Source organism: Tritonibacter sp. SIMBA_163 (assembly GCF_046535935.1).
Taxonomy (GTDB): Bacteria; Pseudomonadota; Alphaproteobacteria; order Rhodobacterales; family Rhodobacteraceae; genus Epibacterium; species Epibacterium scottomollicae.
Window position 1 is genome coordinate 11,896 of the sequence record NZ_JAWJBP010000003.1, and the last position, 18,005, is coordinate 29,900.

Genomic DNA, 18,005 nt, shown 5'->3' on the forward strand with positions numbered 1-18,005 from the left:
GGTCCCGGGCTTTTGCAAGCCCTATTCGGGCGTATTGTCGCCAGATGTTCGCTTCATGAAAAATGAAACATTGAGACCGCTGCTCAGGACCGCGCGGCTGCGCGTTTGCAAAACCGGTGTGTTGGAAGACCGTCCGCCACGGGCCTCGCGCAGGACAATGAAAACGCCGCTTGCAATGATGATACCAGCACCAACCAAGGTAAGAAGATCCATGTTCTCGTCAAAGAGCATGACGCCAAAGATCGTCGCCCAGATGATCTGTGAATACTGCATCGGAGCAACAACGGCCGCTTCGCCAAAGGAATACGCGTAGACCAGCAAGAGCGTCGCGCAAAATCCAAAAACAGAAATGACGGCAAGCCCAGCCAACTCAGCACCGCTGAGCGGGACATATACAAATGGCAATGTCAGCCCCATGATGACCACTGTCGTCAGCATGGGGAAAAGCATCAGCACCACACGTCGTTCCACGTTGCTCAGTTTGCGCAGGATCACTGACTGAAAGGCGTTGCCAAATGCCGCCAGCAATGCGGCGGCATGTCCGAAGCCAAGTTCCGTTTCTCCGGGGCGCAATACGACCATAACGCCAGCAAACCCCACAACGACGGCTGCCATGCGTGGCAGACCGACCTTTTCGCCCAGGATGGGAATGGAGAGAATGGTGATGAGCAATGGGGTCGCGAACAGCAATGCATAGGTTTGTGCCAAGGGCAGCACCGAGAACGCGTAAAAGGCTGCGGCAGGCACCACTGACATCGATAGCGACCGCAGCGCAATCCAGCCTGGGTGCTTTGGGCGCAAGGTGCCAGGGGTGGCGTCGCGGACCATCATCATGGTCAGCAGAGGAAAAGACAGAAGGCTCGAGAAGAAGACAATCTGAAAGGCAGATATTTCAGCGCTGACGTATTTTACGATCACGTCGTGAGTGGAGAAAATCACGTAGGCCAGCAGGGCCAAGATAGCTGCTTTAATATTCATTCTGTCACCGAGATGGCTGAAAGCGGCGTCAAAGCGCCATTCCTATAGCGCTAACGCCGAGGAGGGGCATCTTGCAAGGGGCTTGCACGGGGCCGACCGGGTTTTGTGAACGTCTGAAAATGCATCAGGCCGGGAATGATCCCGGCCTGAAGAAGTAAAATAGCAAGTTAATCAGAGGCTTGCGTCGAGGGCGCTCAGAATTGCATCGCCCATTTCCGAGGTGGTGACCGGGGTCACGCCCTCTTCGCCCAGAAGGTCCGCGGTGCGCACGCCATCGGCGAGAACTTTCTCGACGGCTTTCTCCAGGCGGTCAGCCTCTTCGCCCAGATCAAAGCTGTAGCGCAGCGCCATCGCAAACGACAGCACGCAGGCGATGGGGTTGGCCTTGCCCTGACCGGCAATGTCCGGTGCGGAGCCGTGTACGGGTTCATACAGTGCCTTCGGGCGGCCATTCCCCATCGGTGCGCCAAGCGAGGCGGAGGGCAGCATGCCAAGCGAGCCGGTCAGCATTGCGGCGGCGTCGGACAACAGGTCGCCGAACAGGTTGTCGGTGACGATCACGTCGAACTGCTTGGGCCAGCGGCAGAGCTGCATGGCGCCGGCGTCGGCATACATATGCGACAGCTCGACCTCAGGGTAGTCCTTGGCCACCTCGGTGACGACTTCGCGCCACAGGATGCCGGACTCCATCACGTTGGCTTTTTCCATCGAGCACAGTTTCTTGCCGCGACGCATCGCCAGTTCAAACGCGGAGCGCGCCACACGGTCGATCTCGCTCTCGGTGTAGCGCTGGGTGTTGATGCCGACGCGTTCGTTGCCTTCCTCGATGATGCCGCGCGGCTCTCCGAAGTAGATGCCGGAAGTCAGCTCGCGCACGATCATGATGTCGAGGCCGGCGACCACGTCCTTTTTCAGCGAGGAGAAATCCGCCAGCGCGTCAAAACACTGGGCCGGGCGCAGGTTGGAAAACAGATCCATTTCCTTGCGCAGGCGCAGCAGGCCGCGTTCGGGTTTCACCGAAAAATCGAGCGCGTCGTATTTCGGGCCACCGACGGCACCCAGCAGGACAGCGTCGACTTCTTGAGCCTTGGCCATGGTGTCGTCATGCAGCGGGGTGCCGTGGGCGTCATAGGCCGCGCCGCCGACCAGATCGTCGCTCACATCGAACTGAAGGTCGCGCTTTGCGCCATACCAGGTGATGACTTTCTTGACCTCGGCCATGACCTCGGGGCCGATCCCGTCACCAGGCAAAATCAGAATCGATGGGTTGGACATCTCAAAACTCCTTTGACGTATCGCCAAAGGGCGTAGCGGGCTGCTGTCGCCGGGTCAATAATCCGGGCGCAATTATGCTGGGTATCAGGGTGGATCAGCGGCGGATGTCGATCCAGACCAACCCGTGGCGACTGCCTTTGCCGTGTATGATGCCAGACGCGGCCACCTGAAGCTCTGCCGACGGCAGCGCATAATCCACCCGCATCGGGCCGGTGCTGTCCCAGGTGACGGTGTGCTGCAAGCCGTTTTCATCGGTGGGAAGCGTGTCCTGTAGGCGCGGATCGGTCAGGAGGCGGGACAGGGCGTCCTTGTGCCCCTCGCCGCGCGCCGGGTCGTTGTTGGCATCGCCCAGCAGAACAAAGGGCGGGGTGAGACGGGCGCCCAAGGTGCCATCCAACAGGTGCAGCCAGATCAGAAGCTCATCGGCGTTGCGTCGGCCGTTGCGGTCCTCTGGCCCATCAAAGACCGGTGGTGCGGCGTGAAAGCTCATGACCCAGAGAGGCATGTCATCAGGCAGCATGACAGGCACGGCCCAGTGGCTTGTTGATGAAAGGCGCAACATCGTTGCCGTTTCCGCATCAGGGTAGGGCAGCCCGTCTTTGGTCACCGGCATGCGATGATCGGGCACCTCGTGCCACAGCAGCCCTGTGAGGTCGATCGCCTGTTCAGTCGTGATCGGGTACTTCGACAGCAGCGCGATGCCGCTTTGCCCGGTGAAGCGTCCCCAGCCCCAGGCATCTTCCGGCTCGCCCAGGCGACCGTCACCGTCGAGGTCTTGGCCAGAGGCGATCCCCGCATTGGGTTTTGGTGCAAAGCGATATGGGTAGTGCTGGCCAGCCTCGGCCAGCCGGAGTTGCAGGGCCGCAAGCGCCGCGGTGTCATAGTCCCAGTCGATGCTCTGCAGGGCCAGTATGTCGGCGTCTGCCCTGCGGATCGTGTCGATGACCGCATCAATCTGTGCATTGTCGCGTTGCAGATCCCGCAGCAGCAGCCCCGGCCCCTTTCGGCTCAGGTCTGTATTGAAGGTGGCAAGGCGGATGGTCTCGGCGGTGAGAGTTCCGGGTAGCCCCGAGAGCAGAAGCAGCAGCAGGAGGGCTGCCGACCATTTCATACGGCTTGTAGGTTCTTGTCGTGATCAAAGGATCTGCGCTTCTGCTCGATCAGATCTGCCACGCGCAGGCGGGCCATGCCGCGTGTTATCATGCTGGCCGGGATCATGGCCCAGCCGGTCACGCACCAGATCAGCAGTTGCGGATTGCCAAGGAGGGCGGGGTCAAACACGCTTGCCCCCATCTGAATGAGCGCCGGAAGCAGGAAGGGCAGGAGCACCCCGCCTATGATGTGTAGCTTTGCATCACGTTGCAATCGTGTGACCACATCGCCGCCGGTGGTGGGGTCAAACAGCGGCAGATTGACCCAAACGTTAAAGGCGCCGCTGGACAGTGGCCAGTTCAGCAAGCGGATCACGATCGCGAAATAGGCAACGCAAAGCAGAGAGATCAGATGCGCAAGCCCAGCCGCGGCCCGCACCAGATCTACCGTATATTGCGGCACGTCAGAGGGCATCATCAACCGGGTCAGCTGCACAGGCGAATAGGCGAAATCCAGAGCGTCGCCGACCGTGAATGCAAGCTTGTGTACCAGGGCGCTAAAGCCGGTGGGCTGGAACGGATGGCCAGCCAGAATGCTCAACAGGATCATGCAGAGCGCTGCGAAGACAAAGCGGCTGCGGTTCAGTGGAGGCGCATCGCGGAACTCTACAATGCTGGGGCTGTGTGAAGAGTACTCGGCAAAAATCAGGCCACCAGCCAGCAGGGCCATGAACGCCACGATTTCCGGAGATTGCGTCGCTGTGACCGGCAACAGCAACGACGGCAACGCCACGAGAAGCGCCACCAATAATCCGCGAATTGCCGCGCTTGTCATGCGTGCAAGCACTGTTCGTTCCCTTCACCCTGGGGTCTTCCGGTTTTTTGGTGGAATGACCCGGTATGAAGCACCCCGGAACCTGCCAGGCTGCTCTGCCTCATTTTTGCCCCAATCCTGCACGGCGTCGCCTGTTTTCTCAAGCGCAGGGTTAAGGAAATGCATCAAATTTGAATGACCGGCACTCAAGTGGTGCTGACATGCATCAATCTTAATTCGTCAAATCATCGACTTATCGGCGCGCAGGGGGCGGGCGCCTGCTCGCATGGAGCGTAAAAAATGCGCAAGGTCGCGTGTTAGGCAATTGGGCGGAAATGTGCACCGGGTCTCGGCGCCGCGCTCGTGAAAGTCAAAAAAAGGCCGCCCGAAGGCGACCTTTGAACATGTTGATGCTGCTCCGGCAATCAGACCCAGGGACGTTCCTGCGCGGCCTTGGCCTCAAAAGACTGGATCGAATCCGCCTTTTCCAGCGTCAGGCCGATGTCGTCGAGACCGTTCAGCAGGCAATGCTTGCGGAAGGGGTCGACGTCGAACTTGATCACGTCGCCATCGGAGGTGGTGATCTCCTGCGCGTCGAGGTCGACGGTCATGCGGGCGTTTTCGCCGCGCTCAGAGTCCGACATCAGCAGGTCGACCTGCTCCTGCGGCAGCACGATGGGCAGCATGCCGTTCTTGAAGCAGTTGTTGAAGAAGATGTCGGCAAAGGAGGTGGAGACCACCACCTTGATGCCGAAATCTGCCAGTGCCCAGGGCGCGTGCTCGCGCGAGGAGCCGCAACCGAAGTTGTCGCCTGCCACCAGGATCGAGGTTTCGCGGTACTTGGGTAGGTTCAGTACGAACTCTGGGTTTTCGTTGCCCTGCCGGTCGTAGCGCATCTCGTCAAAGGCGTGCACGCCAAGGCCGGAGCGTTTGATGGTCTTCAGGAACTGCTTGGGGATGATCATATCGGTGTCGATGTTGACCAGCGGCATCGGCGCCGCAATCCCGGTGAAGGTTTCGAACTTGTTCATTTGTGTTGTCCTTCAGAGCTCGCGGATGTCGGTCAGCTTGCCGGTGACAGCAGCGGCTGCGGCCATGGCAGGGGACACCAGATGGGTGCGGCCCTTGTAGCCCTGACGGCCCTCGAAGTTGCGGTTGGATGTGGAGGCGCAGCGTTCGCCTTCGCTCAGCTGGTCCGGGTTCATCGCCAGGCACATGGAGCAGCCTGCCAGACGCCACTCAAAGCCGGCTTCGGTAAAGATCTCGGCAAGGCCTTCTTCCTCGGCCTGGGCGCGGACGAGACCGGAGCCCGGAACCACCATGGCGCGCATGCCGTCCTTGACCTTCTTGCCCTTCAGCACATCGGCCGCGGCACGGAGATCCTCGATGCGGCCATTGGTGCAGGAGCCGATGAAGACCGTGTCGATCTCGATATCGGTCAACTTCATGCCCGGGGTCAGGCCCATGTAGTCCAGCGCGCGTTTTGCGGCCTCGACCTTGCCACCGGCAAAATCTTCGGGTGCGGGCACATTTGCGGTGATCGGCAGCGCATCCTCGGGCGAGGTGCCCCAGGTGACGGTTGGCGCGATGTCTTCGCCGCGGATGGTCAGCACCTTGTCGAAATGGGCGTCATCGTCGGAATAGAGCGTCTTCCACCAGGCGAGAGCGGCTTCCCACTGGGCGCCCTTCGGCGCGTGTGGGCGGCCCTTGACGTAGTTGAACGTGGTCTCGTCCGGGGCAATCAGACCGGCGCGTGCGCCGCCCTCGATAGCCATGTTGCAGATGGTCATGCGACCTTCCATCGACAGTTCGCGGATCGCGTCGCCACAATATTCGATCACATAGCCAGTGCCGCCACCGGTGCCGGTCTCGCCGATGATGGTCAGAACGATGTCCTTGGCGGTCACGCCGGGGCTGAGGGTGCCGGTGATCTCGACCTTCATGTTCTTGGATTTCTTCTGGATCAGCGTCTGGGTGGCCAGCACGTGCTCCACCTCGGAGGTGCCGATGCCATGCGCCAGCGCGCCGAATGCGCCATGGGTCGCGGTGTGGCTGTCGCCGCAGACCACGGTCATGCCCGGAAGAGTCCAGCCCTGCTCAGGGCCGACGATATGCACGATGCCCTGACGGATGTCGCTGACCGGGTAGTAATGCACGCCGAATTCGCGGGCGTTGGTGTCCAGCGCCGCGACTTGGATGCGGCTGTCTTCGGGCATCTGATCGGGATTGTCGCGCCCGGCGGTGGTGGGGACGTTGTGGTCCGGCACCGCGATGGTCTTGTCAGGCGCGTGCACCTTGCGGCCCGCCAGGCGCAGACCCTCAAAGGCCTGCGGGCTGGTCACTTCGTGCACCAGATGGCGGTCGATATAGAGCAGGCTGGTGCCGTCCTCGGCTTCATGCGCCACATGCGCATCCCAGATCTTGTCATAGAGTGTTTTGGGGGACATGAGGTCCTCTCCCGTATGTTCGGTAAATGTGCTGGCGTAACTGGTCTGGCAACGCAGCCTTATAGGCGCGCGAGAACCGTGCGGGCGGCACCGAAGAACCGTTCGCGCAAGCGCGCGCGGTCCTGAAGGGCAATTGTCTGAGCCAATACGTGAGTCATGGTGAGTTGAATATAGACGCACCTTCCGACAATCAAGATTCGTTCGCATGCACGCGGGACGTGGCGGGGTGCTTTTCCTTGCATCAAGCCGCGCGCGCGGGACATGCTGGCCGGGAAGGAGGGTCGGAATGGACCAAGACGTACTGCCCGAGGCGATTCAAGGCACGCTGCAATATCTGATCGCGCAGGCGCAGGCATACTGGGAATTGGCGGTGACTCCGGGGTGGCGCCAGAATCAGGTGCTGATTGTTCTGGGGCTCATTGTTGCCGCGATGCTGCTGCGTGGCGTGACCCATGCCCGTTGGGAAAGCTGGGCGCGGTCACGGGAAGGCTGGCCGAAGTGGCGTTTGCGGCTGCTGGTTCAGGTTCTGCGGCGATTGTCGTTGATCTATTTCACGGTCATGTCCTGGGGTGTCTACACCGTGATGCGAGAGGTAACCTGGCCATCGCGCAGTTACCTGATCGGAGCCGCGGCGAAACTTGCGGCCGCCTGGTTGGTCATTGCCTTGGTCTCGCGTTTTATTGCCAACCCAACCTTGCGCAGGCTCGCCACCTGGCTGCTTTGGATCTACGCAACTTTGGCTGTCTTCAATCTTGTGGACGACGCGGCGCAGGTGCTCGATTCCATCGCGTTCGAGCTGGGCTCCGTGCATCTGTCTCTGCTTGTTGTGCTGAAGGCGATCGTGTTGGCGACTGTGATGCTGATGATGGCGCGCATGGGCTCTGGTTTGGCGGAGCGTGGGTTGCGCGGCAATGATGACATCTCTCCGTCGATGCAGGTTCTGGCAGGGAAGGCCGTGCAGGTCCTGCTGTACGGGGTCGCCTTTGTCATCGTGATCCGCTCCATCGGTTTTGACCTGACGGGGCTTGCGGTTCTGTCCGGTGCGGTTGGTGTCGGCATTGGGTTTGGCCTGCAGAAAGTGGTCTCCAACCTCGTGTCCGGGATCATCATCCTGATGGATCGCTCCATCAAGCCGGGCGATGTGATCTCGCTGGGGGAAACCTTCGGCTGGATCAACTCGTTGGGCGCTCGTTACGTGTCGGTCGTGACCCGTGATGGCAAGGAATACCTGATTCCTAACGAGGATCTGATTACCTCGCAGGTGGTGAACTGGTCACATTCAAACCGCTTCGTGCGGCTCGATATCAATTTCGGCACCAGCTATGACGATGATCCGCATCTGGTCCGCAAGGTGGCGATTGCTGCCACAATGACCGTTGACCGGGTGCTGGCACGCGACGGGATGAAGCCTGTGTGCCATATCGTCGGCTTCGGCGATAGCAGCGTGGATTATGTCCTGCGGTTCTGGATTACCGATCCGACAGGGGGGCTGACCAACATTCGTGGCAATGTGTTTCTGGCGCTCTGGGATGCATTCAAGGCCGAAGACATTTCGATCCCCTTCCCGCAGCGCGAACTGCGTCTGCTCAATGATCGTTTGCCGGTGCAAATGGACGAAGCACCCCCCGAAGATATGGGCGCGACGGGCGCAGAGTCACAGTCGCGCGGCGATGCGGCGAAGCTTGATTGAAAAGCCGCTGCACAGTTGCTACATTTAAAGGGACCCCAGCGCCGGGGGTCTGTCGGCGCGCAGCAAGGAGGACAATGTCCTGGCACCCCAACCTCAGGCGGCAGTTGCCGCCCCGTCCGGAGCAGCCGTGATGGCCGCGTCCGCACCGCAATATTCCAGCGAAGATCTGCTGGAACGCATCCTTTCCTCGCTTGATGAAGACAAGGCCGAAGATGTCACGAAGATTGATCTTCGCGGCAAGACGTCAATTGGCGATTATATGATCGTGGCCTCTGGCCGATCAACGCGTCAGGTCGCCTCCATGTCGGCAAAGCTGGCAGACAAGCTGAAGCATGAATTCGGCATTGGCTGCAAGGTCGAGGGCAAGGATACTGGTGACTGGGTTCTGATCGATACCGGTGATGTGATCGTGCATATCTTCCGTCCGGAAGTGCGCGAGTTCTACCAGATCGAGAAGATGTGGCTGCCCGCAGGTGCAGTCGCCAGTTAAGACGGTCGACACCGAGGCCCGTTGCGGGTCGGGCATTGCCTGACCCCTATCGGGCTTTTGGTTGCCGGTTTTGCCGCAACTGCCCCTGTTCGCGGGGCAGGTTGGGCAAAGCCCGGTATTCCGATAGCCTAAAGCCCCGGCATCCTGCCTTTCCAGTTTTCCAACGTCAGGACATATCTGCATGCGCGTGCACATCTGCGCGGTCGGGCGTTTGCGCGCTGGGCCGGAAAAGACGCTGATCGAAGACTACCTGCAGCGCTTTGACCGCAGCGGGCGGGCATTGGGCCTTGGCCCTGCGCGGGTGATCGAGGTCGAGGACAAGAAGAACGCCGGCATGGGCGCCGAGGCGGACCTGCTGCGCAAGGCTCTACCCAAGGGGGCGCTGATCTGCACGCTGGACGAGCGCGGCAAGGTGATCTCCTCGCCTGATTTTGCCGACCGACTGGCGGGCTGGCGCGACATGGGACGGCAGGATCTGGCGCTGATCATTGGCGGTGCGGACGGCATCGACCCCAGTCTGCGGGCAGAGGCGGATTTTGCGCTGTCCTTCGGCAAGATGGTCTGGCCGCATATGATGGTGCGGCTGATGCTGGCCGAACAGATCTATCGCGCGGCCACCATTCTCTCCGGAAGCCCGTATCACCGGGTCTAAACCGCTGGAACCCGACTGCTTCTGTTCAAGGCAGATCGAATACCACCGCCTCCGCGGCCCAGCCATCCAGATTGCAACGGGCCTGGATCTGCACCTGCATGGTGCCGTCCGGAAGGGCGACGCCGCTCAGGGCGCGGGTGAAGGGCTGCTCATCAACATGAGGATGCGCCAGGACCCGAAGACCCAGCTCGTTGCCGTCCATGTCCAGCACCCGCCAGCCATCGGCATAATGGTCCCAGCCGCTGTCGGGATGCGACAGGGTGACGGAGAAGCTCCAGCTGCCACCGTTCTGGCGGGCGGTAACGTCTTCGATGACGGGGTCATCTGCGAATGCAGCCTGCGGCACGATCAGGCACAACAGCGGGATCAGGGCATATCTCAACATGCAGCAAGCTTAGCCGGAGTTTCCGGTGGCTGTCGTCACAATTTGGTGGGGGCGACGGTCTTGGGCTCTGACTGCATCAGGATGCGTCGAGAGCGCGAGATGAACTCCCGCCGGTAGAGCACGCCGAGCGTGACGATGGTGGCGATTATGAGTGCCTCTGCTCCAACCAGCCAGGCCAGGGCAGCCAGCGAGAAATACGTCGCGCGCAATCCGCGATTGAAGCTGCGCGCGGCGGTAATATTGATCTCGGCAGCCTGCCGCGAGCGCGGATAGGCACGCGGGTCGCTGGCTTCGTTTGGCACCGCTGCCATCAACACGGAGCAATATCCAAACAGGCGGTGTGACCAGACAAAGGCGAGGAAGGCATTTGTCAGGCTGGCCAGTACCAGAATGATTTTGATCTCCCAGACAAACACCGGCGTTTGCTCCAGCGCCAGATCCTGCGCCACACCCGCGAGCTGTTCGGTGTTGCCAATCAAAGCAAGCCCGGCGCCGAGAGCCAGCATCGTCGCGGAGGCAAAGAATGCGGTGGCCTGTCTCAGCGACGAAATCACCTGAGAATCAAATATCCGTGGCGAGCGGGTGACCATCTCTTTCATCCACTCGCGTCGGAAGTCCGCCATGAGAGCAGAGACAGATGGCCGCTTGGGATTGGGGTTTTCGATCCGCCAGCCAATCCAGAACCAACCTGCCGCAAAACAGGTCAGGGCTATGAAATCCCACGTTGAAAACAACTCGAGGCGGTCTAACCATATCATGCTGAGACCCTAGCCCAGTCAGTTCGTCCTTGCCAGCGGTCAAAAATTGGTAATATTATATTACCAAAGAGGAGAGCCCGCATGGAGATGCCATCCCCCAATGCCGCCATCCTGGCCCGCAAGGACGAGCTTTTGCGCCAGTTGCAGCGCGTGCTGCCCGCCGATGCCATCATCTCGGATGTGGCGGAGACCCGTGCGTATGAGTGTGACGCGCTGACGGCCTACAAATGCCCGCCGATGCTGGCGGTACTGCCGCGCTCCACACAAGAGGTCGCGGAAGTCTTGCGCATCTGTCACGCGATGGGGGTGCCGGTGGTGCCGCGCGGCGCGGGCACGTCGCTGGCCGGTGGCGCGCTGCCAACGGCCGATTGCGTGATCCTCGGGGTGGCCCGGATGAACGAGGTGCTGGAGACCGACTACGACAACCGCATCATCCGGGTGCAGAGCGGCCGGACCAACCTCAGCGTCTCCGGCGCGGTGGAGGAAGAGGATTTCTTCTATGCGCCTGACCCCTCGTCGCAGCTGGCCTGTGCGATTGCCGGCAATATCGCCATGAACTCCGGCGGGGCGCATTGTCTGAAATATGGCGTCACCACCAACAACCTGCTGGGCGTCACACTGGTGATGATGGACGGCACCGTGGTGGAGATCGGCGGTGCGCATCTGGATGCGGGGGGGCTGGATCTTCTTGGCGTGATCTGCGGCAGCGAGGGACAGTTGGGTGTGGTGACCGAGGCCACCCTGCGCATCCTGCGCAAACCCGAAGGCGCGCGCCCCGTTTTGATCGCCTTTGACAGCAACGAGGTGGCGGGCGCCTGTGTCTCCGACATCATCAAGGCCGGTGTCCTGCCCGTCGCCATTGAGTTCATGGACCGTCCCTGCATTGAGGCCTGCGAGGCCTTTGCCAAGGCGGGCTATCCGATGTGCGAGGCGCTTTTGATTGTGGAGGTCGAAGGCTCCGAGGCCGAGATTACCCATCAGCTGGGATTGATCACCGAGATTGCTCGCCGCCACAATCCGGTGGAGCTGCGCGAGGCAGGTGATGCCGATGAGGCCGCGCGGATCTGGCTGGGACGCAAATCCGCCTTTGGCGCCATGGGACAGATCAACGACTACATGTGCCTCGACGGGACCATCCCGGTGTCCTCCCTGCCGCTGGTGCTGCGCCGGATCGAAGAGATGAGCGCGGAATTTGGCCTGAAAGTTGCGAACGTCTTTCATGCGGGGGATGGCAATATGCACCCGCTCATCCTGTTTGACGCCAACAAACCCGGCGATCTGGAGCTGTGCGAGGCGCTTGGGGCCGAGATCCTGAAGCTCTGCGTCGAGGTGGGCGGATGCCTGACCGGCGAACATGGCGTGGGCATCGAGAAACGCGACCTGATGCTGCATCAGTATGAGGCCGCGGACATCGAGGCGCAGCTTTGGGTCAAGGACGTGTTCGATCCCAAGTGGCTGCTCAACCCGGCGAAGGTGTTCCCGCTGTCAACGACGGCCGGGCGTCGAAGTGTTGATCTGGCCACGGAGTGAGGCGTCCCTCATCTCCGAGCTGGGGGCTTTGCCCCCAGACCCCCAAGGATATTTGGAAAAAGATGAAATGATGACACCGCAGAGCGAGGCTGAACTGGCCGAGATCATTGGAGGCGCGACTGGGCCTCTGTGCATTCAGGGTGGCGGCACCCGGGGGATTCATGAAGATGGCGCGGTGCTGAGCACGCGCGGCTTGTCCGGGGTGACGCTCTACGAGCCGGAGGCCCTGACGCTGGTGGTGCAGGCGGGGACGCCGGTTGCGGAGGTCGAGGCGCTGTTGGCCACTGAGGGCCAGCAACTGGCGTTTGAGCCGATGGACCATCGTGCCCTGATGGGCACGTCGGGCGAACCAACGGTGGGTGGTGTTTTTGCGGCCAATATCTCTGGTCCTCGGCGCATTCAGGCCGGGGCCGCGCGGGATTTCCTGCTGGGGGTGCGGTTTGTCGACGGGCAGGGGGCAGTCCTGTCCAATGGTGGTCGGGTGATGAAGAACGTCACCGGCTATGATCTGGTGAAGTTGATGGCGGGGGCGCATGGCACGCTGGGGGTGCTGACCGAGGTGTCTCTGAAGGTGCTGCCGGTGCCAGAGGTGACTGCGACGCTTGCCCTGCGCGATGTGGACCTTGCGAAAGGTATCAAGTCGATGTCTGCGGCGCTCGGATCGCCCTTTGACGTCACAGGGGCTGCCTATGACCCCGAGGTGCAGACCGCATATGTGCGGCTGCAGGGGTTTGAGGCCTCAGTCGCCTATCGCGCCGGGGGGCTGGCCCGCACGCTGGGGACATTGGGCGCGGTCGAAACGCTCCCCGACAGCGCGGCGCTGTGGCGGGATATTCGCGATGTCAGACCCTTTGCCGATGCGGCGGGCGATGTCTGGCGGATCTCGGTCAAACCCACTGATGCGGTGGATCTGATCCCGGCGCTGGGCGCAACCCGCACCCTGTGTGACTGGGGCGGCGGGTTGATCTGGGCGCTGATGCCTGCGGGCCGCGATGTGCGGTCCATGATGACGGTGCCCGGCCATGCCACGCTGGTGCGGGCTGGAGAGCGCGCGAGCCTGCCGCGCTTTCACCCCGAGCCTGCGCCACTGGCCGCGATCTCTGCCGGGCTCAGGGCGCAGTTTGATCCAAAAGGGATCCTCAATCAGGGGCTGATGGGATAACAAGATGCAAACCACGTTCACCGAAGACCAGCTCCGCGATCCGGGCACTCAACGTGCCAATGAAATCCTGCGCTCCTGCGTGCATTGCGGGTTCTGCACCGCCACCTGTCCGACCTACCAGGTGCTGGGCGATGAGTTGGACAGCCCGCGCGGGCGCATCTACCTGATCAAGGACATGCTGGAAAACGAGCGGGTTCCGGATGAAAAGACGGTCAGGCACATCGACCGCTGCCTGTCCTGTCTGGCCTGCATGACCACTTGCCCGTCTGGTGTGCATTACATGCATCTGGTGGATCATGCGCGCGCGTATATCGACAAACACTACAAGCGACCTTTCAGTGACCGTGCGCTGCGCTGGGTACTCGCGCGCATCCTGCCTTATCCGGGGCGCTTCCGGCTGGCCTTGCTGGGGGCGAAACTGGCGCGCCCCTTCAAGGGGCTCATGCCGGATGCCCGTCTGCGGGCGATGCTGGAGATGGCGCCAAAAGTGATCCCGCCGGTCAGTCGCAACGATGATCCGCAGAGCTTTGCCGCCGAAGGCAACCCGGTAAAGCGCGTGGCGCTGATGACGGGCTGCGCGCAAAAGGCGCTCAACACCGATATCAACGACGCCACCATCCGCCTGCTGCGCCGATTGGGCTGTGAGGTGGTGGTGGCAAAAGGCGCGGGCTGTTGCGGCGCGCTCACCCATCACATGGGGCGCGAGGACGAAAGCCACGCGACTGCGGCCAAGAACATCCACGCCTGGATGACGGAGAAGACGGGCAAGGGGCTGGATGCGATCGTCATCAACACCTCCGGCTGCGGCACCACGGTGAAGGACTACGGTCATATGTTCCGCAACGATGCGCTGGCGGCGGACGCCGCGACCGTCTCGGGTCTTGCGATGGATATCTCAGAACTTCTGATGCAGCTCGACCTGCCAGAAGGCGCGGACCAAGAGCTCACGGTCGCCTATCACGCGGCCTGTTCGCTGCAACACGGCCAGCAGATCAAGACCCACCCAAAGACCTTGCTGAAACGTGCCGGTTTTACGGTGGTCGAACCCGCCGACAGCCATCTGTGCTGTGGCTCCGCCGGCACCTACAACCTGCTGCAACCCGAAATCTCGGCCCAGTTGAAGGCCCGCAAGGTGCGCACGCTTGAGGCCAAATCGCCCGATCTCATCGCGGCGGGCAACATCGGCTGCATGATGCAGATCGGCTCCGGCACCTCACTGCCAATCGTGCATACGGTGGAGCTTTTGGACTGGGCGACCGGTGGCCCGAAACCGCCGGCGCTGCAGGCGGATCGCAGCGCGCCTTCGGTTCCGATCTTGCGCTGAGCCGCTGCAACCTGCATCACAAAGGGGCGCATGGAATCGCCGCCGCGCGCCCAAATTTTGCCCCAGGTGCTGGCTACTCTGCTGCATGTGGGATGTGGAGTGTGCCTGTGCTGCCTTTCAAGCAATTGATTTCAAGCGCTTTGTTCTGCGCGATGTCCGGCCTTGCGCAAGCCGGACCGGATCTGCGCGCCGATGACAGCCGTCTCAAGAGCCTGGAGACCACAGATGCGGGCCGCGACTGGGAGGCAGTCGGACGGCTGGATCGCCGTGGTGAGGGGTTTTGCACCGGGGCGTTGATCGCGCCCGATCTGGTGCTGACGGCGGCGCATTGTCTCTATGATCGCGACACGTTGGAGCAGATCGACGCGACCTCGATCGAGTTTTTGGCCGGCTGGCGCAACGGGCGGGCCTCGGCCTATCGCTCCGTCAAACGGGCGGTGCTGCATCCTTCCTACGTTTACGATGGCACGCTTTCGGCGACGCGGGTGCGCAACGATATCGCCTTGCTGCAACTGCAGCGCCCGATCCGCAACACCACTGTGACCCCGTTTGAAACCGATGTGCGCCCCCGCAAGGGCGCGCGGGTCGGGGTGGTGTCTTACGCGCAGGACCGATCCGAAGCGCCGTCGTTGCAGGAGGTCTGCACCGTGATGGCACGGCAGGACGGCGTACTGGTGATGTCCTGCGATGTGGATTTCGGCTCCTCCGGCGCGCCCGTTTTCTCTTTCGATGGCGAGCGGCCGCGCATTGTTTCCGTGGTGTCGGCCAAGGCCAGGGTGGAGGGCAATCCGGTCTCGCTCGGCGCGTCACTGGCCGATGAGCTGGCACTGCTGGAAGCCCAGCTGACTGGCACCCATGTGGGCAGCCAATTGCCGCAAGGGGTCAGCCGGGTGCAGGTGGGTGAACCCCGCCGCCGTGACATGGGCGCAAAATTCATCTCAAACTGAGGGGGCAGCCTCTTGAAACTGCGGAGCCCCTTCATAAATCGGAGGGTGTCCGGGGCGCCACTGATTGGGTCCCGGCGCAGAACCGCCCGTCCCGTTTGGGAGGGCTTCATAGCAGTTATCGCTCAAAGATGAGGATGAACCATGCGTACGTTTGATTTTGCTCCGCTGCACCGCGCAACCGTTGGTTTCGACCAGATTGCCGACCTGATGGACCGGGTCATGAGCTCGGATATCCAGCAGCCCAGCTACCCCCCTTACAACATCGAAAAGACCGCGGATGATGCCTATCGCATCTCCATCGCCGTGGCCGGATTCTCGGAAGAGGAACTGAACGTCGAGGTGAAGGAGCACGCGCTGATCGTTTCCGCCCGCAAGGGTGAGGAGAGCGAAGTGCGCAGCTATCTTCACCGTGGCATCGCGACCCGCGCATTCGAGCGCCGCTTTACCCTCGCCGATCACGTGCGCGTCGAAGGCGCCAGCCACGCCGATGGAATGCTGCACATCGACTTGGTGCGTGAAGTGCCCGAAGCCCTGAAACCACGCCGGATCGAGATCGCCTCGGCCAATGGATCGCGGCCGAAGGAAATCGCCTCGACCGTGAACTGATCCCTCCCGGGGCGCTTGCGCCCTGTTGTCCCGCCCCCGGTGCCTTTGCCGGGGGCGATTTTATTGTTGGGCTTGCGCGTCCTTACCACGCGGTAGGTTGTGCGGCGGCACGACGCCTGCCTTAATGGCGGCATGAACACATCTCCCCCTCAGACCACCCGGTTCCAGTTGATCCGCAGCGCTTGTCGCCTGTTTGCCGCGCATGGCTATGCCGGGGCGTCGGTTTCGGCGATCGCGCGCGAGCTGGGCCTGAGCAAACAGGCGCTGCTGCATCATTTCGGCAGCAAGGACGCGCTGTATGCATTGGCGGTGGAGCAGACGGCGGCGGAGATGGTGCAACTTCTGTTCGACGCGATGCAGGATGACCGTCCGCCCGAGGACCAGCTGGAGGCGTTCTTTGCCGCCTTCATGGCGCAGATGCAGGCCGACCCGGCGCCGACCCGTCTGCTGATCCGCGCGATGCTGGATCACGCCGCGCTGCCAACCGCCAAGGCGGGACCATCGCTTCATACACTGTTCGAGGGGCTGGTGGCGACGGTGCAGGCCACGCAACGCTGGCAGGATGCAGGCATGCCGCGCGCGTTGGTTGTGGTGACGCAGCTTCTGGGGGCCGCCTCCCTCATGGAGACCACCAGCACCTCGCTGGAGGTAATGTTTGGCCGCGCCGCCCACGATGGCGCGCGCGACCAGAATGCGGTGATGCTGGCTGAGCTTGTCTCAGGCACCCTGCGCGGCTGAACCGGGCCTCGTCCGCACCTCATGCGACAGCAGATAGGCGCTGGCCACCAGGATCAGCGCGGTGCCGAGCCACATGTTGCCGTCCGGCAGGAAGCCAAACACAAGCGCCCCAAGACCGACATTGAACAGAAGTTTCAGATGGTCGAAGGGCTGAAGGAAGGCCGCATCCGCCAGCGTATAGGCCCGCACCAACGTATGCTGCGCCAGCGCCGTCAGCAACCCTGCCCCGATCACCAGCCAGAGCGTGCCCTCGGGCAGAGTAAAACCGCTGCCGACCGCAAGCAGCGCATTGGCGGGGCTTAGTAGAAGCAGCAGGTAGATCGTCACAGTCTCGGTGCTGTCGCGATGGGTCAACTGCTTGGTCACCACCGAACTGGCAGCCCAGAGGGCAGCTGCCGCCACCGGCAGAAGTGCCGCGATCTGAAAATGATCCGACCAGGGCGACAGGATCACCATGCCGCCGATGATGCCGACAATCACCGCGCCCCAGCGCTGAAGCGAGACCTCCTCGCGCAGGACCAGCCCCGCGCCGATGGTGACAAAGAAGGGCGACAGCAGGATCAGGGCGATGGCCTGCCAGATCGGCACATGCGCGAGCCCCAGTGTCCAGAGCTGCACGCCGCCAACCGCCAGCGCCACACGCAGGACATGGGCAAGGATTTGCCGCGTGGTCAGAACAGCCAGCCGGTTGCGCCAGATCCACGGGATGTAGAACAGCAGCGCGATCAGATATTGCCAGAAGGTCACCGTGGGGGCCGATGCGCCATGCAGCATGGTGGCCGATTGCAGTCCAATGTTGACTAGCGCAAAACAGGCTCCGGCGAGGACCATCAGGCCAGCCGCCTTGAGCGGGGTGGGGAGGGTTTGAGTCATCTGCGTTTCGTCCTTTCCTCAGCACGCATGTGACCCAAGGCAGACGAACAGACCCAGACTCCCCCTGTTCACAGGCGGCGGCACGGGTCTCTCCATTCTCTTCCATCCGGACTGTGACCGTCGGCCCCGGAATTGCGCCGGGTCTGCTGACACCTTCGCCATGGGCAAAGGCCGCTCGTGGGCTGTAACCACCGGTAGGGAGTTTCACCCTGCCCTGAGAATAGGGCTTCGTACCCTTGCCAGCG

At 61.9% G+C, this 18,005-nt stretch carries 18 protein-coding genes and 1 riboswitch; of the genes, 9 read left to right on the top strand and 9 right to left on the bottom strand.

Translation table 11 applies throughout. From position 1 onward, the window contains the following. Positions 1-21: 21 nt before the first annotated feature. The 6 genes from R0J92_RS06965 to leuC all read right to left on the bottom strand — a co-directional run bounded on the left by R0J92_RS06965 (position 22) and on the right by leuC (position 6,605). Positions 22-978 (bottom strand): DMT family transporter, encoded by a 957-nt coding sequence (locus R0J92_RS06965; protein ID WP_106161319.1) that lies wholly within the window; start codon positions 976-978, stop codon positions 22-24. A 171-nt stretch (positions 979-1,149) separates the two neighbouring features. Next, entirely contained in the window at positions 1,150-2,253 is a 1,104-nt protein-coding gene (gene leuB / locus R0J92_RS06970; RefSeq protein WP_106161321.1) for a 3-isopropylmalate dehydrogenase, read from the bottom strand. Positions 2,254-2,347: 94 nt separating this feature from the next. After that, positions 2,348-3,364 carry an endonuclease/exonuclease/phosphatase family protein gene (locus R0J92_RS06975; RefSeq protein WP_411051170.1) on the bottom strand — a complete coding sequence of 339 codons (1,017 nt, stop codon included), beginning with the start codon at positions 3,362-3,364 and terminating at the stop codon, positions 2,348-2,350. After that, on the bottom strand, positions 3,361-4,191 hold the full coding sequence (locus tag R0J92_RS06980) for a hypothetical protein (protein ID WP_106161325.1): 831 nt from the start codon (positions 4,189-4,191) through the stop codon (positions 3,361-3,363). The genes R0J92_RS06975 and R0J92_RS06980 overlap by 4 nt, the downstream gene beginning before the upstream one ends. A gap of 392 nt (positions 4,192-4,583) precedes the next feature. Further along, positions 4,584-5,189, bottom strand: coding sequence for a 3-isopropylmalate dehydratase small subunit (gene leuD / locus R0J92_RS06985; RefSeq protein WP_411051171.1), 606 nt, complete (start codon positions 5,187-5,189; stop codon positions 4,584-4,586). A 12-nt stretch (positions 5,190-5,201) separates the two neighbouring features. Further along, the gene (gene leuC / locus R0J92_RS06990) at positions 5,202-6,605 is read right to left on the bottom strand and encodes a 3-isopropylmalate dehydratase large subunit (protein WP_106161329.1); all 1,404 of its coding nucleotides are present in this window, start codon (positions 6,603-6,605) and stop codon (positions 5,202-5,204) included. Positions 6,606-6,891: 286 nt separating this feature from the next. Here leuC and R0J92_RS06995 point away from each other — a divergent pair, with 286 nt between their 5' ends. The 3 genes from R0J92_RS06995 (at position 6,892) to rlmH (ending at position 9,437) form a co-directional block, all read left to right on the top strand. Continuing rightward, positions 6,892-8,295: a mechanosensitive ion channel family protein gene (locus tag R0J92_RS06995; protein WP_411051172.1), complete on the top strand. Its 1,404-nt coding sequence runs from the start codon at positions 6,892-6,894 to the stop codon at positions 8,293-8,295. Positions 8,296-8,425: 130 nt separating this feature from the next. Next, the gene (gene rsfS, locus R0J92_RS07000; RefSeq protein ID WP_106161333.1) at positions 8,426-8,785 is read left to right on the top strand and encodes a ribosome silencing factor; all 360 of its coding nucleotides are present in this window, start codon (positions 8,426-8,428) and stop codon (positions 8,783-8,785) included. 181 nt (positions 8,786-8,966) lie between these two features. Continuing rightward, entirely contained in the window at positions 8,967-9,437 is a 471-nt protein-coding gene (gene rlmH / locus R0J92_RS07005) for a 23S rRNA (pseudouridine(1915)-N(3))-methyltransferase RlmH (RefSeq protein ID WP_411051173.1), read from the top strand. A gap of 25 nt (positions 9,438-9,462) precedes the next feature. On the opposite strand, the gene R0J92_RS07010 is transcribed toward rlmH, so the two are convergent. Together R0J92_RS07010 and R0J92_RS07015 are read right to left on the bottom strand one after the other, a co-directional pair. Next, the gene (locus R0J92_RS07010; protein WP_411051174.1) at positions 9,463-9,822 is read right to left on the bottom strand and encodes a hypothetical protein; all 360 of its coding nucleotides are present in this window, start codon (positions 9,820-9,822) and stop codon (positions 9,463-9,465) included. A 35-nt stretch (positions 9,823-9,857) separates the two neighbouring features. Continuing rightward, a complete protein-coding gene (locus R0J92_RS07015) occupies positions 9,858-10,580 on the bottom strand; it encodes a DUF599 domain-containing protein (RefSeq protein ID WP_106161339.1) in 723 nt (240 codons plus the stop codon). An 81-nt stretch (positions 10,581-10,661) separates the two neighbouring features. On the opposite strand from R0J92_RS07015, the gene R0J92_RS07020 reads away from it, so the two are divergent. The 6 genes from R0J92_RS07020 (at position 10,662) to R0J92_RS07045 (ending at position 16,887) form a co-directional block, all read left to right on the top strand. After that, positions 10,662-12,110 (top strand): FAD-linked oxidase C-terminal domain-containing protein, encoded by a 1,449-nt coding sequence (locus R0J92_RS07020; protein WP_411051175.1) that lies wholly within the window; start codon positions 10,662-10,664, stop codon positions 12,108-12,110. A 70-nt stretch (positions 12,111-12,180) separates the two neighbouring features. Then, the gene (locus R0J92_RS07025) at positions 12,181-13,272 is read left to right on the top strand and encodes an FAD-binding protein (RefSeq protein WP_411051176.1); all 1,092 of its coding nucleotides are present in this window, start codon (positions 12,181-12,183) and stop codon (positions 13,270-13,272) included. 4 nt (positions 13,273-13,276) lie between these two features. Then, positions 13,277-14,596 carry a glycolate oxidase subunit GlcF gene (gene glcF, locus R0J92_RS07030; protein ID WP_411051177.1) on the top strand — a complete coding sequence of 440 codons (1,320 nt, stop codon included), beginning with the start codon at positions 13,277-13,279 and terminating at the stop codon, positions 14,594-14,596. A 152-nt stretch (positions 14,597-14,748) separates the two neighbouring features. Then, a complete protein-coding gene (locus R0J92_RS07035) occupies positions 14,749-15,543 on the top strand; it encodes a trypsin-like serine peptidase (RefSeq protein ID WP_165798068.1) in 795 nt (264 codons plus the stop codon). Positions 15,544-15,684: 141 nt separating this feature from the next. Then, positions 15,685-16,149 (top strand): Hsp20 family protein, encoded by a 465-nt coding sequence (locus tag R0J92_RS07040; protein WP_411051178.1) that lies wholly within the window; start codon positions 15,685-15,687, stop codon positions 16,147-16,149. 132 nt (positions 16,150-16,281) lie between these two features. Continuing rightward, a complete protein-coding gene (locus tag R0J92_RS07045) occupies positions 16,282-16,887 on the top strand; it encodes a TetR/AcrR family transcriptional regulator (RefSeq protein ID WP_411051179.1) in 606 nt (201 codons plus the stop codon). Here the strand turns inward: R0J92_RS07045 and R0J92_RS07050 are convergent. Then, positions 16,867-17,760, bottom strand: coding sequence for a DMT family transporter (locus R0J92_RS07050; RefSeq protein ID WP_411051180.1), 894 nt, complete (start codon positions 17,758-17,760; stop codon positions 16,867-16,869). The two genes, R0J92_RS07045 and R0J92_RS07050, sit on opposite strands and share 21 nt — an antisense overlap. A 90-nt stretch (positions 17,761-17,850) precedes the next feature. Then, a riboswitch (FMN riboswitch) is annotated at positions 17,851-17,986 on the bottom strand. Positions 17,987-18,005: the final 19 nt, after the last annotated feature.

Bases quoted from the DNA above. Each gene is read 5' to 3' on its own strand.
- R0J92_RS06965 (WP_106161319.1), bottom strand. From the start codon at position 978: ATGAATATTAAAGCAGCTATCTTGGCCCTGCTGGCCTACGTGATTTTC.
- leuB (WP_106161321.1), bottom strand. From the start codon at position 2,253: ATGTCCAACCCATCGATTCTGATTTTGCCTGGTGACGGGATCGGCCCC.
- R0J92_RS06975 (WP_411051170.1), bottom strand. From the start codon at position 3,364: ATGAAATGGTCGGCAGCCCTCCTGCTGCTGCTTCTGCTCTCGGGGCTA.
- leuD (WP_411051171.1), bottom strand. From the start codon at position 5,189: ATGAACAAGTTCGAAACCTTCACCGGGATTGCGGCGCCGATGCCGCTG.
- leuC (WP_106161329.1), bottom strand. From the start codon at position 6,605: ATGTCCCCCAAAACACTCTATGACAAGATCTGGGATGCGCATGTGGCG.
- R0J92_RS06995 (WP_411051172.1), top strand. From the start codon at position 6,892: ATGGACCAAGACGTACTGCCCGAGGCGATTCAAGGCACGCTGCAATAT.
- rsfS (WP_106161333.1), top strand. From the start codon at position 8,426: ATGGCCGCGTCCGCACCGCAATATTCCAGCGAAGATCTGCTGGAACGC.
- rlmH (WP_411051173.1), top strand. From the start codon at position 8,967: ATGCGCGTGCACATCTGCGCGGTCGGGCGTTTGCGCGCTGGGCCGGAA.
- R0J92_RS07010 (WP_411051174.1), bottom strand. From the start codon at position 9,822: ATGTTGAGATATGCCCTGATCCCGCTGTTGTGCCTGATCGTGCCGCAG.
- R0J92_RS07015 (WP_106161339.1), bottom strand. From the start codon at position 10,580: ATGATATGGTTAGACCGCCTCGAGTTGTTTTCAACGTGGGATTTCATA.
- R0J92_RS07020 (WP_411051175.1), top strand. From the start codon at position 10,662: ATGGAGATGCCATCCCCCAATGCCGCCATCCTGGCCCGCAAGGACGAG.
- R0J92_RS07025 (WP_411051176.1), top strand. From the start codon at position 12,181: ATGACACCGCAGAGCGAGGCTGAACTGGCCGAGATCATTGGAGGCGCG.
- glcF (WP_411051177.1), top strand. From the start codon at position 13,277: ATGCAAACCACGTTCACCGAAGACCAGCTCCGCGATCCGGGCACTCAA.
- R0J92_RS07035 (WP_165798068.1), top strand. From the start codon at position 14,749: ATGTCCGGCCTTGCGCAAGCCGGACCGGATCTGCGCGCCGATGACAGC.
- R0J92_RS07040 (WP_411051178.1), top strand. From the start codon at position 15,685: ATGCGTACGTTTGATTTTGCTCCGCTGCACCGCGCAACCGTTGGTTTC.
- R0J92_RS07045 (WP_411051179.1), top strand. From the start codon at position 16,282: ATGAACACATCTCCCCCTCAGACCACCCGGTTCCAGTTGATCCGCAGC.
- R0J92_RS07050 (WP_411051180.1), bottom strand. From the start codon at position 17,760: ATGACTCAAACCCTCCCCACCCCGCTCAAGGCGGCTGGCCTGATGGTC.